This window comes from Paenibacillus sp. FJAT-26967, assembly GCF_001541095.1.
Lineage (GTDB): Bacteria > Bacillota > Bacilli > Paenibacillales > NBRC-103111 > Paenibacillus_F.
Window position 1 is genome coordinate 43,406 of record NZ_LMXH01000012.1, and the last position, 16,875, is coordinate 60,280.

Annotated in this window: 14 protein-coding genes, 1 rRNA gene and 1 riboswitch; of the genes, 1 reads left to right on the forward strand and 14 read right to left on the reverse strand. The window is 52.2% G+C overall.

The features are described 5' to 3' along the window. Positions 1–10 precede the first annotated feature (10 nt). Positions 11–1,213 (reverse strand): MORN repeat-containing protein, encoded by a 1,203-nt coding sequence (locus tag AR333_RS23225; RefSeq protein ID WP_084783997.1) that lies wholly within the window; start codon positions 1,211–1,213, stop codon positions 11–13. 266 nt (positions 1,214–1,479) lie between these two features. Here AR333_RS23225 and AR333_RS25100 point away from each other — a divergent pair, with 266 nt between their 5' ends. After that, the gene (locus tag AR333_RS25100; protein WP_172798926.1) at positions 1,480–1,635 is read left to right on the forward strand and encodes a hypothetical protein; all 156 of its coding nucleotides are present in this window, start codon (positions 1,480–1,482) and stop codon (positions 1,633–1,635) included. A 366-nt stretch (positions 1,636–2,001) separates the two neighbouring features. Here AR333_RS25100 and purD read toward each other — a convergent pair whose 3' ends face one another. The 13 genes from purD to rrf form a co-directional block, all read right to left on the reverse strand. Beyond that, positions 2,002–3,270, reverse strand: a complete 1,269-nt coding sequence (gene purD / locus AR333_RS23230; RefSeq protein WP_068777746.1) for a phosphoribosylamine--glycine ligase — start codon at positions 3,268–3,270, stop codon at positions 2,002–2,004. Positions 3,271–3,290: 20 nt separating this feature from the next. After that, the gene (purH, locus tag AR333_RS23235; protein ID WP_068777747.1) at positions 3,291–4,835 is read right to left on the reverse strand and encodes a bifunctional phosphoribosylaminoimidazolecarboxamide formyltransferase/IMP cyclohydrolase; all 1,545 of its coding nucleotides are present in this window, start codon (positions 4,833–4,835) and stop codon (positions 3,291–3,293) included. Between the two features lie 66 nt (positions 4,836–4,901). Further along, positions 4,902–5,513, reverse strand: coding sequence for a phosphoribosylglycinamide formyltransferase (purN, locus tag AR333_RS23240; protein ID WP_068777748.1), 612 nt, complete (start codon positions 5,511–5,513; stop codon positions 4,902–4,904). Between the two features lies 1 nt (position 5,514). Beyond that, positions 5,515–6,555, reverse strand: coding sequence for a phosphoribosylformylglycinamidine cyclo-ligase (gene purM / locus AR333_RS23245; RefSeq protein ID WP_068777749.1), 1,041 nt, complete (start codon positions 6,553–6,555; stop codon positions 5,515–5,517). Positions 6,556–6,773: 218 nt separating this feature from the next. Beyond that, positions 6,774–8,264, reverse strand: coding sequence for an amidophosphoribosyltransferase (gene purF, locus AR333_RS23250; RefSeq protein ID WP_068777750.1), 1,491 nt, complete (start codon positions 8,262–8,264; stop codon positions 6,774–6,776). Then, positions 8,249–10,492, reverse strand: a complete 2,244-nt coding sequence (gene purL, locus AR333_RS23255; protein WP_068777751.1) for a phosphoribosylformylglycinamidine synthase subunit PurL — start codon at positions 10,490–10,492, stop codon at positions 8,249–8,251. Before purL ends, purF begins: the two co-directional genes overlap by 16 nt. Then, positions 10,470–11,165, reverse strand: coding sequence for a phosphoribosylformylglycinamidine synthase subunit PurQ (purQ, locus tag AR333_RS23260; protein WP_068777752.1), 696 nt, complete (start codon positions 11,163–11,165; stop codon positions 10,470–10,472). Before purQ ends, purL begins: the two co-directional genes overlap by 23 nt. A gap of 33 nt (positions 11,166–11,198) precedes the next feature. Next, positions 11,199–11,438 carry a phosphoribosylformylglycinamidine synthase subunit PurS gene (gene purS / locus AR333_RS23265; RefSeq protein ID WP_068777753.1) on the reverse strand — a complete coding sequence of 80 codons (240 nt, stop codon included), beginning with the start codon at positions 11,436–11,438 and terminating at the stop codon, positions 11,199–11,201. A gap of 172 nt (positions 11,439–11,610) precedes the next feature. After that, positions 11,611–12,501 carry a phosphoribosylaminoimidazolesuccinocarboxamide synthase gene (locus AR333_RS23270; protein ID WP_068777754.1) on the reverse strand — a complete coding sequence of 297 codons (891 nt, stop codon included), beginning with the start codon at positions 12,499–12,501 and terminating at the stop codon, positions 11,611–11,613. A 33-nt stretch (positions 12,502–12,534) separates the two neighbouring features. Next, positions 12,535–13,830 (reverse strand): adenylosuccinate lyase, encoded by a 1,296-nt coding sequence (purB, locus tag AR333_RS23275; RefSeq protein ID WP_068777755.1) that lies wholly within the window; start codon positions 13,828–13,830, stop codon positions 12,535–12,537. An 82-nt stretch (positions 13,831–13,912) separates the two neighbouring features. Then, a complete protein-coding gene (gene purK, locus AR333_RS23280; RefSeq protein ID WP_084783999.1) occupies positions 13,913–15,304 on the reverse strand; it encodes a 5-(carboxyamino)imidazole ribonucleotide synthase in 1,392 nt (463 codons plus the stop codon). Beyond that, complete coding sequence (gene purE, locus AR333_RS23285) at positions 15,301–15,786, reverse strand: 5-(carboxyamino)imidazole ribonucleotide mutase (RefSeq protein ID WP_068777756.1); 486 nt, start codon at positions 15,784–15,786, stop codon at positions 15,301–15,303. Before purE ends, purK begins: the two co-directional genes overlap by 4 nt. 166 nt (positions 15,787–15,952) lie before the next feature. Then, positions 15,953–16,055, reverse strand: a riboswitch (purine riboswitch). A gap of 458 nt (positions 16,056–16,513) precedes the next feature. Beyond that, a 5S ribosomal RNA gene (gene rrf, locus AR333_RS23290) occupies positions 16,514–16,630 on the reverse strand. Positions 16,631–16,875: the final 245 nt, after the last annotated feature.

Genomic DNA, 16,875 nt, shown 5'->3' on the forward strand with positions numbered 1-16,875 from the left:
CACTATGTTCTTATTGCTGTTCTGCCAAAGTCTTTTCAAATTCAGGCTGTGCATGCTCTTCCAAATCTGTAGCCGATACAGAGTTAACGGAACCGGCAGGCTGCCCGTTTACAAATTCTCCTTCATAAACGAGGTTGCCATCGCAGTCATACAAACGGCCATAGCCTTCTGCTACACTGTTCTTAAACTCACCTTCATAAATGATCGTTCCGTTTGGATCATATTCCGTACCATAGCCATGACGCAGACCGTCTTTGTACATGCCGATGTACTTCCAGCCATCCGTCCAGTGGAAAGTGCCCCCGCATTGAATCACTCCATTTATGAAGTTACCTTCGAAGCGGCTGCCGTCCGCCCATTTAATGCGGCCTACTCCATTGAATTCGTCATTATTGAAGAATCCGGTGTACTTATTGTAGCCGCTCACATTATCGGGAATGCCCGGGCAAGGCTCCCATGTCCAGTTATACACGCCGTATCCCTGTTTAAGGCCCGCTTTCCATTTCCCGTCGTATTCCGGATGTGAGTCTTCATAGTATGACTTACCGTTCCCGTCAAACTTGTTATCTTTCCATTTCCCCTCATAACGGAGAGTTCCGAAACAATCGTAATATTTTCCGTTGCCTTCGAATTTGCTGTTCACCATGTCGCCTTCATAAAATTTCTTTCCATCCGGATAATAAATGGTAATGAAGCCCGTATACCCGGTTGAACTTAAGACCGCTCTGGCTTTTGAAGATGTCTCCTTTGTCAGCGTACCAGTGTAAAGTGTTTCGAGGACGCTTGTTTGCAAAGTATCATTGAGCGAAATAAGGCCTGCTTCGGAGTTTACTTTCAATTGTCGTCCTGTCAAACTTGCAAAAGCTTTCAGATTAAGCTGTGGCGTGCTTCCGCTGCTCACAACGGATGCCCCCGCCTCTTTCGTTTCCCCGTTTACGATGAATGAGCTGGAGCCGGGAACCAATTGGATGTTGGAACCGTCTTTGGAAGCCAGATACCCGGAGCCATACACATTGTTCTGCACGGTATATCCGAGACTTCCGAGAACCGAATTCAGGTCGGCATAAGCCGTATCTCCTGAAATCTGCGGTTCTGCCGATAAACCGATCGTTTTGCTGTTAACCTGAACCTGAGTGATGGATGCCGCTGAAGCCGCCAAAGGAAGCAGGAATAAAGCCAGCATCATTGCCAAACCATAAACCAACTTTTTCATTTCTCGCCCTCCTTAATACAAATCTTTCCTGTTCTACTTTACGATACATAATGTAACTTGTAAATAGGTTTTTCATATTATTGATACAATTTGTCACAAAATAGAGACAAGGACATTAAATTTCTTAGGCATTGGTTTTCAAAAAGGATTACCGGTACCCCTGTAGGCAATAATAGGAGCGATATTAGAGTCCGGGCGCATCAGCGGTTTTCGTGACTTCCGGCGTTGCAGCTGCATAACCGCATCTGGATTTGGAGGAACTCTCTATGAAACAGACTTGGTATTGGATTACGGATCATTGGGTGTCCATTGCACTTATTCTCGGTTCATTGGCGGCCGTTTTTCATGTCTACAAACACAAAAACGAGCTCCAGCTGTACTGGCTTGATAAAGGTACACTTAAGAAGAGAAAAAAACATTAACACTTAAAGATATCACTTAGAATAATCATCGTCCTACGCATCGTCCTACGTATCGTCCCGCGAATGATCTCCTTTTCCCGGTCGGCTTCTACGCCAAAAAAACATCCCGGGACCATTGTGCAACAAATGGTCCCGGGATGTTTAGGTGTGCCTGTTGGCAAGCTAGTTATCGCAGGGAGTGTCCTTCCCCGTATTCGTAGCCTGCTTCTAATTACGCTATATCTTATCTGATAGCCGTGCAAACTTTTAAATTCAGCTGCAATGAGCTAATAGGGCCTGACAAAATGTCTACCCTTGGGAGGCAGCGCAGCATGTTCCACAGGAATCCCGCTCGCTCACACCGCTCATTCCTGCCGCCAGAAGCTTTTACTTCATAGCCTTCAGAGCTTTCAAGGCAATGTCCGTACGATTCTGCTTACCCTCGAAGGTGATGCGTTCAGCCGCCGCGTAAGCCTTCTCGCGCGCGTCTGCGATGCCTTGGCCCAGCGCGGTGACACCGAGCACACGGCCGCCGCTGGTGACCAGGCGGCCGCCCTCAAGCGCCGTACCCGCATGGAATACGATCGCGTCGCCTGCGGCGTCCAGTCCTTCGATCGGCAGCCCTTTCGGGTACGAGCCCGGGTAGCCCCCGGATGCGAGGATGACGCATACGGCTGCTTCGTCGCTCCACTCGATCTCCAGGTCCGCCAGGCGGCCTTCGAGTGTCGCGAGAATGATCTCCAGCAGGTCGGTTTTCAGCCGGGGCAGAATGACCTGCGTCTCCGGATCGCCGAAGCGGGCATTGAACTCGATCGTTTTCGGTCCGTTCTCGGTCAGCATCAGTCCCGCGTACAATACGCCGCGGAACGGACGGCCTTCCTTCACCATCGCTTCAGCCGTCGGCTTCACGATGGTATCCAGCGCCTGCTGTACGATCTCCTGCGGGATGTGCGGTACAGGCGAATAAGTGCCCATGCCTCCGGTGTTCGGACCTTTGTCGCCGTCAAAGACCGGCTTATGGTCCTGTGACGGTGACATCGGCTTGACTACATTGCCATCGACGAAAGCCAGCAGGGACATCTCTTCCCCCTGCAGGAACTCTTCGATGACGACGCGGTTGCCCGATGCGCCGAACAGCTTGTCGACCATGATCTCTTTCAGAGCCTTCTCGGCCTCTTCCAGAGTCGCGGCCACGATAACGCCTTTACCTGCGGCCAGCCCGTCCGCTTTGATAACGATTGGAGCGCCAAGCTTATGCAGGTAGGCGAGCGCCGCTTCATACTCCTCAAAAGCCTCGTATGCAGCCGTAGGCACTTCGTATTTTTTCAGCAGATGCTTCATAAATACTTTACTGCCCTCGATCTCCGCCGCGGCCCGGTTAGGTCCGTACGCACGGATGCCATGCTCCTCCAGATAGTCCACAATGCCTTCATACAGCGGATCGTCCGGTCCGACTACAACGAGATCAATCGCATTCCCGCGCACGAACTCCGCGATTTCCGCAAACTGAAACTCCGTAATCGGCACGCACTCGGCAAGCTCGGCGATTCCGCCGTTACCCGGCGCACAGAACAGAGCCGTGACCTTCGGGCTTTTGCGGAGCGACCATACGATTGCATGCTCACGGCCTCCACGGCCGATAACCAAAATACGCATAATGTCGTACCTCCCGCCTCTTAGTGTTTGAAATGACGAACGCCTGTCACAACCATGGCGATGCCTTTTTCATTCGCTACCTTAATCGAATCTTCATCACGGATGGAGCCGCCCGGTTGAATAATGGCCGTAATGCCTGCCGCAGCCGCAATTTCAAGCGTATCGCTCATAGGGAAGAATGCGTCCGATGCCAGTACCGATCCCTTGGCTTTGTCAGCCGCCTGCTCGATTGCGATCTTGGCAGCGCCGACACGGTTCATTTGACCAGCGCCAACACCGACTGTCATATCGTCTGCTACCAGAATTATAGCGTTGGATTTCACATGCTTCACAACCTTCCAGGCAAAAAGAAGCTGCTTCAGCTCTTCCTCGGTCGGCTGGCGATCCGTTACTACCTTAAGGTCACTTTCCGCAATTGCATGTACATCGCTATCCTGTACGAGCATTCCGCCTTCGACGGAAGTAACCATCGGCAGCGCCTTACGCTCAGCACCTGCAATGTTGCCGAGCTTAAGCAGACGGATGTTCTTCTTCGCTTGAAGAATCTCAAGCGCTTCCGGGGTATAGTCCGGCGCGATCACGATCTCTAGGAAAATTTCGTGGAGAAGCTTCGCCGTTTCACCGTCAACCGGGCGGTTAGCAGCTACAATTCCGCCAAAAATAGAGGTAGGGTCAGCCGCATAGGCTTTCTCGTACGCTTCCTTCACTGTGCTGCCGATTCCGACGCCGCAAGGGTTCATATGCTTAACCGCTACCACAGCCGGCTCCGTAAATTCCTTCACGATTTGCAGAGCTGCATTAGCATCGTTGATGTTGTTGTAAGAAAGCTCTTTTCCGTGAAGCTGCTCCGCGGTAGCAATGCTTCCGGCTCCGGCAAGCGGCTTGCGGTAGAAAGCGGCTTTCTGATGAGGATTTTCTCCATAGCGGAGATCCTGTACTTTTTCATAAGTAACGGTGTAACGCTCCGGGAATTCTTCGCCCGTTTGAGCGGACAAATATTCAGAGATAAGGGAATCGTAAGCCGCGGTGTGACGGAATACTTTCGCTGCCAGACGTTTACGCGTCTCCAGGGTGGTATCCGAACCTTCACGAACTTCAGCAAGCACCGTTTCATAATCGGCAGCGTCCACCACTACGGAGACGAATGCATGGTTCTTAGCTGCGGAACGCAGCATAGTCGGTCCGCCAATGTCGATGTTCTCAACAGCATCCGCGTATTCTACATCCGGCTTTGCAATGGTTTCTGCGAACGGATACAGGTTTACAATCACAAGATCGATGTAGCCGAGCCCGAGCTCTTCCATCACTTTGCGGTGCTCCGCATCGTCACGAATCGCCAGCAGGCCGCTGTGTACGGCCGGGTGCAGTGTTTTTACACGTCCATCGAGAATCTCCGGAAAACCTGTTACATCGGAAATACCGATAACGGGCACTCCCTGCTGCTCAAGCAGTGTCTTTGTTCCGCCTGTGGAGACGAGCTCCACACCCAGCTTCGCCAATTCGCCTGCAAATTCCACGATCCCTGTTTTATCCGATACGCTGATCAACGCTCTTTTGATTGCCACAGTTTCTCCTCCTATTTATCCGCAATAATTAGTTGTGATCCGTTTTGTACTTCCTGATTTAACTTCCTATGAACTCACGGTCACCCGGCGTCCGTCCAGCTTGACTCTTCCCGCTGCAATCCAGCCGATAGCCAGCGGCAGCAGCTCGTGCTCGACCGCATGAATGCGCTCCGCCAAGCTGTCTTCGGTATCGTCTTCCTGCACTTCCACTGCGCGCTGGGCAATAATCGGGCCTGAATCGAGGCCCCCGTCTACATAATGAACGGTCACGCCGGTCATCTTCACACCGTACTCAAGTGCTTGCGCAATCCCTCTCACACCAGGAAAAGCAGGCAGCAGCGAAGGATGAATATTGATCATCCGGCCATAGAAGGGCTCCACAAGCACAGGCGTCAGAATACGCATATAACCCGCAAGCACGATTAGATCAATTTCTTTCTCATTCAATAGAGTAAGAATCTCACTCTCATAAGCTTCCCGGCCCGAATACGTCTTCGGTAAAAAAGCGAAAACAGGCACATCCGCCTGTTTCGCCCTCTGAACCACTTGCGCCTGCGGCCGGTCACAGACGAGCAGCTGGAGGTCTGCATCAAGCGTCCCGTTATGAACCGCGTCCGAGATCGCTTGAAAGTTGGACCCGCTTCCCGAAGCGAACACGGCGATCCGCAGCTTGCGCATCTTAAACCTCCGCTCCGTCGAACGTGACGATCTTATCGCCTTCCGTCACTTCGCCGATCCGGTAAGCTTCGTGTCCATGCGAACGCGCAATCGCCAGCGCTTTGTCCGCCTCTTCCTGAGCCACGATGATGACCATCCCGATTCCCATGTTGAACGTGCGGAACATATCATTGTTCGAGATATTTCCTTCACGCTGCATCAGGGAGAAGATAGGCAGAATCGGCCAAGAACCATATTGAATGTTCACGTTTACGCCATCCGGCAGCGTACGTGGAATATTTTCAAGGAAACCGCCGCCCGTAATGTGCGCTGCTCCTTTGATTTCAACTTCATCCAGGATGCCCAGAACCGGCTTCACATACAGTTTGGTCGGCTCCAGCAGCACATCGCCGAGTACACCGCCCAGCTCATCGATCGAATCCGTCAAAGCGTGCCCTTTCTCTTCGAGAAGCAGCTTTCGCACCAGCGAGAACCCATTACTGTGAACGCCGCTGGAAGCAAGGCCGATAACCGCGTCGCCAGGACGAACGGTAGAACCGTCGATGATTTTTTTCTTGTCGACAATCCCTACGGTAAACCCGGCAATGTCATACTCCCCTTTGGTATACATGCCCGGCATTTCCGCCGTTTCTCCGCCGATCAGCGAACAGCCTGATTCCGCGCAGCCATCAGCAATCCCTTTTACAATGGATTCAATCTTCTCCGGAACCACTTTGTCACAGGCCAGATAGTCTAGGAAAAAGAGCGGCTCCGCGCCTTGAACCACGATATCGTTGACGCACATGGCGACCGCATCGATCCCGATTGTATCATGCTTGTCTATGGCAAAAGCGATTTTGAGCTTCGTACCCACGCCATCTGTACCCGACACGAGCACAGGCTCTTCATACTTGTCCTTATTCAAGCTGAACAAAGAACCGAAGCCGCCCAGTCCCGTTAATACTTCAGGACGGAATGTTCTTTTCACATGCTTCTTCATCCGTTCGACCGCTTCGTTACCGGCCGCGATATCAACGCCTGCTTTCTTGTAAGCCTCCGACACTTGTCTCACTCCCCGATCGTCCAAATGTACCCGCCGCTCTTGGCTGGTTTCCACTCTGCACTGCTTAAGCTCAAGCTATCCTATCGTTACCGCATTATCTTCTCTATCTTCTATAACTATCTCATGTTCTATGGCTATCTCTATCTGCCGGCTCTATCTTATCTGGTACGCTGTCTGTTCCGTTAATATTGAGACCGGACAGCGAGCAAAGCCCTGTGCTAACAGCCGCAGCCGCCTGAAGCATCTTCACTATCGTTGACATACGTCACATAACGATTGTCGAAGCAGCCTGTACAGAAGCCACCGTTCTCAACACCCGCCTTGCGGCCGATTGAATCGATCAGCCCTTCCTGGCTGAGGAAGTAAAGCGAATCTGCATTGATCGCCTGACGGATCTCTTCGATCGTCTTCTGAGCGGCGATCAAATCTTTGCGGCTCGGCGTATCAATGCCATAGAAGCAAGGATTCTGGAACGGAGGCGACGAGATCCGCACATGAACCTCCGTAGCGCCCGCTTCTCTGAGCAGATTAACGATACGAAGCGAAGTCGTGCCGCGGACGATGGAATCGTCAATCATGACGACACGTTTGCCCTCCACGACCTTGCGCACCGCGCTGAGCTTCATCTTCACACCTTGCTCGCGCAGCTCCTGGCTCGGCTGGATGAACGTTCTGCCGGTATAGCGGTTCTTGATCAGCCCGAGCTCATAAGGAATGCCCGTCTGCTCCGCAAAGCCGATTGCGGCCGAAGTGCTGGAATCGGGCACGCCGGTTACCAGATCTGCGTCTACGAATGCTTCCGCAGCGAGCCGTTTTCCCATCCGTTTGCGCGCGGAGTGGACATTGATGGTATCAATGTCGCTGTCCGGACGAGCAAAATAAATATATTCCATCGCGCAAGTTGCGCGTGTATGACTTTCTGTGAACCGGTCTTCCGTTAGTCCGTCACGGTCCAGTACGACCAGTTCGCCCGGCAGGAGATCGCGCAGATAGGTGCCGCCCACGATGTCGAACGCACAGGACTCGGAAGCGAACAGATACGCATCCCCGAGCTTGCCCATTGCGAATGGGCGCAGACCATTGGGATCAAGTGCAGCGATCAGCTTTTCCTTCGTCAGCACGAGGAAAGCATACGCGCCTATCACCTGATTCAGTGCGTCTTTAACAGCATCCACAATATCGTCATACTTGGAGCGCGCGATAAGATGCGCAACGACTTCTGTGTCGCTCGTCGTCTGGAAGATGGAACCCTGTTTCTCCAGCTGCCTCCGGATTTCACCCGCATTAACGAGGTTCCCGTTGGTTGCAATCGCAAGGTCTCCCTCACGGTATTTGAATACCAGCGGCTGTGCGTTCGCCAGCTTGCTTTCGCCTGCCGTGGAATAGCGCACATGAGCGATCGAGGATGTACCTACGAGTGAAGGAAGGTTGCTCTGATCGAAAACCTCTTTAACCAGCCCCATGCCCCGGTAGTAATTGAAATTATCTGCGTCAGCGGTACAGATCCCCGCACTTTCCTGCCCACGGTGCTGCAGCGCGTGCAACCCGTAGTAGGATAAGGAAGCCGCGTCCGGGTGTCCGAAGACCCCGAACACGCCGCATTCCTCTTTAAGCTTATCGAACATGCCGTCATGGGCATTGTGGCCTTCGTTGTAGTAGTCACCCGTCCAAAGCTTGCTTGCGGACATGGCTGTTACTGCATCAGACATGGTATCGCGTCCTTCCAGACCTGCCTCAATTCAGCTACCGCAGCTTGAACGCCAGGTTGTCCGTTGATGTTCAGCAACACGTCTGTTCCTGTTACCGTTCCGATCACTTGTGCAGCCACGTTCTGCTCCTGGAGCCAGGCGGTCAGCGCATCGCGCTTGTCCGGACGGCAGCTGAGCAGAATGCGGGACTGGCTCTCGCTGAAGAGAGCGTGATCCGCGCGAAGTTCCGTGCGGAAATCCACTTTCGCTCCGAGGTTGCCGGAAATGCTGCTCTCCGCGACAGCCGCAGCCAGTCCGCCCTCGGACAAGTCATGCGCCGAAGCGACGAGGCCTTGGCGGATCGCGCCAAGTACAGCTGCCTGGAGGCGCTTCTCGGTCTGCAGATCCAGTTGTGGCGGACGTCCTTCCACAACGCCGTGCACGACCTTCTGGAACTCGCTTCCGCCCAGCTCCGCTTTGGTTTCGCCAAGCAGTACGATGACGTCTCCTTCGTTCTTAAAGCCTTGTGTCGTGATATGATCCACGTCCTGGATCAGGCCTACCATGCCGACAACCGGTGTCGGGTAGATCGCGCCTTTAGCATTCTCGTTGTACAGCGACACGTTACCGCCGATAACCGGCGTGCTCAACTCACGGCATGCTTCTGCCATGCCGTCGACTGCTTTTTCCAGCTGCCAGAAGATTTCAGGCTTCTCCGGGCTGCCGAAGTTGAGGTTATCCGTTACGGCAAGCGGCTCGCCGCCGGAGCAGACAATGTTACGCGCCGCTTCGCTGACCGCGATTCGTCCGCCCACCTCAGGATCGAGATACACGTAACGGCTGTTGCAGTCGGTTGTCATAGCAAGCGCCTTGCGTGTACCTCGGATTGTGACGACAGCTGCGTCAGAACCAGGCTGGACCGCCGTGCTTGTACGAACCATGTAATCATATTGGTTATAAACCCATTCTTTGCTCGCCACTGTAGGGGAGCCCAGAATACTTTTCAGCGAACCGGTCAGATCCGTCACTTCTTCGTAACGGCTCGTATCGAGATTCGCCTGCTCTGTATAGTAAGCAGGTACAGCCGAAGGCTTGCTGTAAACCGGGCACTCATCCACAAGGGCGGTCACCGGCATATCGCCGACAACTTGACCCTGGTGGATCAGCTTCAAGCGGCCATCGTCGGTTACTTTGCCGACCTTGGCGCAGATCACGCCCCAGCGTTCAAAAATCTCCAGCGCCTGCGCTTCATCCTTCGGATCAATAACGAACAGCATGCGCTCCTGGGATTCGGACAGCATCATTTCGTAAGGCGTCATACCTTCTTCACGCTGCGGCACCTCATCCAGGTACAGCTCCAGACCGTTGCCGGCCTTGCTCGCCATCTCTGCGCTCGAACAGGTCAAGCCTGCAGCGCCCATGTCCTGGATCCCCAGAACGATTCCCGTATCGATCAGCTCCAGGCAGGACTCCATTACAAGCTTCTCCATGAACGGATCGCCTACCTGTACGGCAGGACGCTTCGCTTCGGATTCGCTCGTCAGCTCCTCGGATGCGAAAGTCGCACCGTGGATGCCGTCACGGCCTGTAGCCGGGCCGACGTAGTACACCGGGTTCCCGACGCCCTTGGCAACACCCCGCTGGATTTTATCATGATCGATCAGTCCGACACACATCGCATTTACGAGCGGATTGCCTTCGTAGCTCTCGTCGAAAGTTACTTCGCCGCCCACAGTCGGAATACCGATACAGTTGCCGTATCCGGCAATACCCGATACAACATGCTCGAACAAGTACTTCACACGATCGTTCTGCAGACGTCCGAAACGGAGCGAGTTCAGCAGTGCAACCGGACGCGCGCCCATCGAGAAGATATCACGGATAATACCGCCCACACCCGTCGCAGCGCCTTGGTAAGGCTCAATCGCAGACGGATGGTTATGGCTTTCTATTTTGAATACAACTGCCTGGTTGTCGCCGATATCTACGATACCCGCGCCTTCACCGGGACCCATGAGTACACGCTCGCCCGTCGTTGGAAAACGGCGGAGAAGCGGCTTGGAATTCTTGTAGGAGCAGTGCTCCGACCACATGACACTGAAGACGCCAATTTCGACGTAGTTCGGCTTGCGTCCGAGAAATCCGCAGATTTGATCATACTCCGCATCGGTGACACCCATCTGCTTATAGATTTTCTGCTCGGCGATTTGCTCTGCGTTCGGTTCTTTAGCGGCTAACTGCTGTGCCATGTTGTTCCCTCCAAGCGTTTAAAATCGATGTAAACATGCGTTTGCCGTCCGCCGATCCCAGAAGAGCATCAACCGCCCTCTCCGGATGCGGCATCATGCCGACAACGTTCCCCTCTTTATTGCTGATTCCTGCTATATCGTCCACCGATCCGTTCGGGTTGGAACCCTGCTCATAACGGAATACGATCTGGTTGTTCTGCTGAAGTTCATGAAGAGTCGCTTCATCACAGTAGTAGTTGCCTTCTCCGTGAGCAATCGGAATATCAATGATTTCACCTTCGGCATAATCCGTTGTAAAAGGTGTCTGGTTATTCACGACTTGAAGCTTGGTGGAATGACAGCGGAATTTCAGAGACTGGTTACGGAGTAGTGCCCCCGGGAGCAGTCCCGCTTCTGTCAGGATTTGAAACCCGTTGCAAATGCCAAGAATATATTTACCCTGCTCGGCTGCCTTCACCAATGCCGCAGTAACCGATGCAAATCGTGCAATCGCTCCGCAGCGCAGGTAATCACCGTAAGAAAAGCCTCCAGGTACGAGAATGCAATCGTAATCGGATAAGTCCGTGGCCGTATGCCACACGTAATCGACCGGTTCGCCCACTGTGTCTTCTACCGCTTTGTAGCAGTCGATATCGCAGTTAGAACCCGGAAATACCAGTACCGCAAATTTCATGGGATAATCCTCCTGATCCGTTAGTTCGTTCAGTTAGTTTAGTTCAAAGCGGTAATCTTCAATGACTGTGTTCGCAAGCAGCTTTTCACACATAGCGGTTAACCGGGTTTCCGCCTCTGCGCGGTCTGTTGTATCCAGCTCCAGCTCCAAATACTTGCCTACACGTACCTTGCCGACCTCTTCGAATCCCATCGAATGCAGAGCCCCTTGAACGGCATTTCCCTGCGGATCCAATACACTTTGCTTAATCGTCACATAGACGGTTGCTTTCATTACGGTTTATCCTCCCTTAGTTATCGATCGCCCTCTTGCATGCTGTCCGTTTGGGCCAGCGCTTGCTGCCTTCGGCGTCTCGACCGTTCTTGGCTACATGCCTATTGTGTATCTATCTATAGAGGTGTTACAAGAACACCTGAACTACCGTTTCCTTTTGAGCCGATTCCATTTATTCTTCGGCAGTCAACCGGTCTAGAATCTCACGATATCTGCGGGACGTTTCTTCCACAACCGAAGCGGGAAGCTCGTCCGGCTCGCTGTTCTTGTCCCAGCCGGAATTAGCCAGATAAGTACGGACAGGTTCTTTGTCCATCGAGTCGATTTCGGTATCGAGTTCATACTTGTCCTGCGCCCAATAACGGGAAGAGTCCGGTGTGAACACTTCGTCAATCAGGATAAGCTCATCCCCGATAAACCCGAATTCAAACTTCGTATCCGCCAAAATAATACCGCGATGCTCGCAATAAGTATGAGCCAGCGCGTATAGCGCAATGCTTTTGGCTTGCAGCTGCTGAGTCACCTGCTCACCAACCAGCTCGCACATTTGATCATAAGTAATGTCTTCATCATGACCGACATCATTCTTGGCTGCCGGCGTGAAGATCGGATACTCCAGCACCTGATTCTTGCGCAGACCTTCCGGCAGCTTAATGCCGTTAATCATCCCGGTTTCCTGGTATTGGCGCCAGCCTCCGCCCGTAATATAACCGCGGACCACGCATTCAATCTGAATGCGGGCTGCTTTTTGGGTAACCATAATCCGGTCTTTCAGCAGCTCAGGTTCTGTCACGATATCCTTCAACAGTTCAACGTCCGTATGCACCACATGGTTAGCCATAAAAGGAGCCGTTACATCGAACCAGAACTTGCTGAGCGTATTCAGAACGTTGCCTTTGCCTGGCACCGCAGGCTTCAATATATAATCGAAAGCGGAAATCCGATCCGTTACGACAATCAGGTAGTGTTCTCCCAAATCGTACAGTTCGCGAACCTTTCCCTTGTAGACCAAAGGGGCTTTTATCAGATGTTCGGCTGTCGTCAATGCGGCGTTTGCGCCCATAGTTACGTCCTCCCAAGCAGATCTTTCATGAATTTATTTCAGGCCGAGACGGTCAAAAATCGTATCTACATGTTTCAGGTGCCAGCTTGGATTGAAGCAATCTTCAATCTCCTCAGCGCTTAGCACTTCCGTAATGGAAGAAGTATTCTCCACGATTTCGCGGAAAGAACGCTGTTCTTCCCATGCCTGCATCGCACGCGGCTGAACCGTATCGTAAGCCTGCTCGCGGCTGAAGCCTTTGTCGATCAGCTTGGTCATGACGCGGCCGGAGAAAGGAACTCCGTAAGTGCTCTGCATGTTGCGCTTCATGTTCTCCGGGAATACCGTCAGGTTCTTCACAATGTTGCCGAAACGGTTCAGCATGTAGTTAAGCAAGATTGTTGCGTCCGGTAAAATGATGCGCTCTACAGAGGAGTGCGAGATATCGCGCTCATGCCACAGCGTAACATTCTCATAAGCCGAAACCATATGTCCGCGGATTACACGGGACAATCCCGAAATATTCTCAGAACCGATCGGATTGCGCTTGTGGGGCATAGCCGATGAACCTTTTTGACCTTTGGCAAAAGCTTCTTCCACTTCGCGGAACTCGCTCTTCTGCAGAGCGCGGACTTCCGTTGCGAACTTGTCGAGTGAAGTCGCGATCAGTGCCAAAGTAGCCATATATTCCGCATGACGGTCACGCTGCAAAGTTTGAGTCGAGATCGGAGCCGGGCTTGTTCCCAGGTGTTCGCATACATAACGCTCTACGAAAGGATCGATATTCGCATAAGTACCTACCGCGCCCGAAATTTTACCGTACTGCACACCGTCAGCCGCAAAACGGAAACGCTCCAGATTCCGTTTCATTTCTTCATGCCAAAGCGCCATTTTAAGGCCGAAGGTAGTCGGCTCTGCATGTACACCGTGTGTACGGCCCATCATCGCCGTATCTTTATGCTCAATGGCTTTATTTTTCAAAATTTCGATAAAGTTCAGAAGGTCCTTCTCCAGAATCTCGTTAGCCTGCTTGATCAGGTAGCCAAGTGCCGTATCGACGACATCCGTCGAGGTCAGGCCGTAGTGAACCCATTTGCGCTCCGGACCAAGTTTCTCGGACACTGCACGTGTAAAAGCAATAACATCATGACGCGTCTCCTGCTCAATTTCATAAATACGGTCCATATCAAATGCGGCATTTTCACGAAGCACTTTTACATCTTCTTTAGGAATAACGCCCAGCTCCGCCCAAGCTTCACACGACAAAATTTCAACTTCCAGCCAAGCTTTGAATTTGTTCTCTTCCGTCCAAATCGCGACCATTTCCGGTCGGCTGTATCTTTCAATCATGGTTAATCCTCCGATAGTTAAAGTTATAGATCCTGTTTATATTGTCTCATACAATGTATCAGTCTCAAGAACATCCCTCAACTTATGAGTTCCAGATACCGCTCTTCTCGATCCATTTCAGCGCCAGATCATAATCTTCCGTCAACAGGTTAACATGGCCCATTTTGCGTTTGATCTTCGCCTCGTGCTTGCCATATAAATGAAGCTTAGCCGTAACTCCCGATGCCCCTGCACCGCTTTCGTCTTGGGCAATCCATTTAAGGAGCGGCTCGACATGCTCGCCTAGTACATTCACCATCACAACCGGTGTCAAAAGACCGGCAGGTCCCAGCGGCAGGTTGCATATAGCGCGAATGTGCTGTTCAAACTGGGAAGTGTGACATGCTTCCATCGTATAGTGGCCAGAATTATGAGGACGCGGAGCCAGTTCATTTACGAACAGTTCACCGTCTTCGGTCAAGAACATCTCTACAGCGATCAGACCCACGGCTTCCATAGACTCTGCGATCCGGATAGCCAGACGCTCCGCCTCATCTTGAATTCGCTTATCAATACGGGCCGGCACAATGGACAGATGTAAAATATTATCGATGTGAATATTCTCCGCTGCCGGAAAAGCTTTAACCTCCCCGCGGGGGCTTCGTGCCGCGATAACCGAAATTTCGTGTTCGAACCGGATAAACTGTTCGAGCACGAGATCTGTACCGGCCCGGCTCAGTTCTTCAAAGGCTGCGGGCACTTCATCCGCCGAGCGGATTACCCACTGGCCTTTGCCGTCATAGCCGCCGGTCGCGGTTTTGAGCACGCAGGGCATGCCGAATCTGGCAGCGGCCTCGTGTAGCTCCTGGACGCTCGTGATTTCGGCATAGGGCGCCACCCGGACGCCAGCCGCCTCAATCGCGCGCTTCTCGCGGAGCCGGTGCTGCGTCGTGTACAGCAGCGAGCTGCCCTGCGGAACATAGGCTTCCTGCGTGAGCAGTTTGGTCACCGCGGCGTCAACGTTCTCGAATTCGTACGTAATCACGTCGGACACCTTCGCTAATTCGCGGGCGGCCTCCACATCATCGTACGAAGCTTGAATCTGCCGGTCGGCTACTTGTCCGCACGGCGAATCCGGTCCCGGTTCCAGTGTCACGAACCGGTAGCCCATATTGCGGCCGGCCAGGGTAAGCATCCGGCCCAACTGGCCGCCGCCGAGAATGCCGATCGTGCCACCCGGCAGGATTGTACGCTGCACTTGTCCGTCTGCATCCTTCACGGATTCGATACCAGCAGCAAACTCAGCTGCTGGAAGCCCCTTTTCCATTCCTACACCTTTATCAACAGCTTTAGCGGATTGTAGCGCAGGATTTGCTCTTGCAATCTCCGAATTAGACAAGCTGTTTGTTCCGCTCATGGATACATTGCCGTTTGCGGAATCCGTTTGTTGGAATGCTTCTGCACCCAGGCTGCTTTCCTTGTTCGTCTCTGTCATTCGAACTCACTCGATTCCAACACTTGAGCCTTGATGCGCTCGCGGCGCTCACGCACCTTTTGCTGCAGCTCGGGTTCGAACGCCCCGAGAATCTGAGCGGCTAACAAACCGGCGTTAGCCGCGCCTGCTTCTCCGATCGCGACAGTTGCCACCGGGATACCGGCCGGCATTTGAACGATCGAGAGGAGTGAATCGAGGCCGTTAAGCGCGCGGCTCTTCACGGGAACACCCACAACCGGCAGCTCCGTCTTCGATGCCACCATTCCCGGCAGGTGTGCGGCTCCCCCTGCCCCCGCAATAATAACCTTCAGGCCTCGCTCTGCTGCCTGCTCTGCATATTCGAACATCAGGTCCGGAGTACGATGCGCGGACACGACTTTTTTCTCATAATGGATTCCGAATTCGTCTAATACATCACAAGCACGCTTCATTGTTTCCCAATCCGATTTGCTTCCCATAATGACTCCAACCCGTGCGGACATATCCGTACCTGCCTTTTCTATCATAATTGGTCTTATCTATAAATTAAATATAAACGCCTGACTTCTGACTCCATCTCCCTTGACGCAAAAAAAGCCCAGAAAGATAGAGGTATTGCTTCTATCCGCCGGACCTAGAGACACGAACGTAAGGCACCCCAGACAGAGATCCCCTCAACTTCGTTCTCGTAGTCCAAAAATTTACGGCTTTTGGGTAGAAACTTTCGGGCCATATCCCCGATGATTATACGAGATGATTAAACGATATATTAACGTGATTTGTCAGGTATTGTCGCTCCTTTAGTGTAACAGCTGTCCTTTTGCCTGTCAAATCAAATACGAACATTCAAAGCATGCAAAACAACTAAAGTTCGCTTTCTATATCAATTTCGACCTTCAACATCTTTATTCAACCTATTTTCTAAAACAGTTTAGTCTCATTCTTGCTGTTCTTCTATTCTTAAGATCTAATACCCATGTTTCTATTTAAAATTTTTATACGATTCCATTCCCCATATTAAGACAATTTGTTACAATTCATTCTTGAAGCTACAACTTTCTTCCTGTCAGTCAGGCACTATTACGCTTACGCCTGCACTTGTGAATCCTTTGCTTTCAGCCATTCTTAGGTGCAAGCCATAAAGTAAAGTCTTGAAGCTTCTAATGCGGTTTCATAAAACCAATAAAAAAAGCTCTTCTGAACATAAAGTTCAAAAGAGCTTTTTACTTTGCTTGGCAACGTCCTACTCTCCCAGGACCCTGCGGTCCAAGTACCATCGGCGCTGGAAGGCTTAACGGTCGTGTTCGGGATGGGTACGCGTGGTTCCCTTCCGCCATCGTCACCAAACAGGATGTTCCGAAGTGTTAGAGACTTCGAAAATCGCAGCATCTCCTTGCGGACATACTACTTCTAGCAGGGTTGTACCCTGAAAACTAGCAGCGAAAGATGTACTAAGATCCATCCAAAGATCTTGTGGTGCACAGCCATAGGCTATGCTTCGATGTTGGCCTCTACTCGCGTAAAGACCTGTAGGTCAAGCCCTCGACCGATTAGTATTGGTCAGCTCCACACATTGCTGTGCTTCCACCTCC

Coding starts and splice junctions, on each gene's coding strand:
- AR333_RS23225 (WP_084783997.1), bottom strand. CDS start 1,213: ATGAAAAAGTTGGTTTATGGTTTGGCAATGATGCTGGCTTTATTCCTG.
- AR333_RS25100 (WP_172798926.1), top strand. CDS start 1,480: ATGAAACAGACTTGGTATTGGATTACGGATCATTGGGTGTCCATTGCA.
- purD (WP_068777746.1), bottom strand. CDS start 3,270: ATGCGTATTTTGGTTATCGGCCGTGGAGGCCGTGAGCATGCAATCGTA.
- purN (WP_068777748.1), bottom strand. CDS start 5,513: ATGCGCAAGCTGCGGATCGCCGTGTTCGCTTCGGGAAGCGGGTCCAAC.
- purF (WP_068777750.1), bottom strand. CDS start 8,264: ATGTCTGATGCAGTAACAGCCATGTCCGCAAGCAAGCTTTGGACGGGT.
- purL (WP_068777751.1), bottom strand. CDS start 10,492: ATGGCACAGCAGTTAGCCGCTAAAGAACCGAACGCAGAGCAAATCGCC.
- purQ (WP_068777752.1), bottom strand. CDS start 11,165: ATGAAATTTGCGGTACTGGTATTTCCGGGTTCTAACTGCGATATCGAC.
- purS (WP_068777753.1), bottom strand. CDS start 11,438: ATGAAAGCAACCGTCTATGTGACGATTAAGCAAAGTGTATTGGATCCG.
- AR333_RS23270 (WP_068777754.1), bottom strand. CDS start 12,501: ATGGGCGCAAACGCCGCATTGACGACAGCCGAACATCTGATAAAAGCC.
- purB (WP_068777755.1), bottom strand. CDS start 13,830: ATGATTGAAAGATACAGCCGACCGGAAATGGTCGCGATTTGGACGGAA.
- purK (WP_084783999.1), bottom strand. CDS start 15,304: ATGACAGAGACGAACAAGGAAAGCAGCCTGGGTGCAGAAGCATTCCAA.
- purE (WP_068777756.1), bottom strand. CDS start 15,786: ATGTCCGCACGGGTTGGAGTCATTATGGGAAGCAAATCGGATTGGGAA.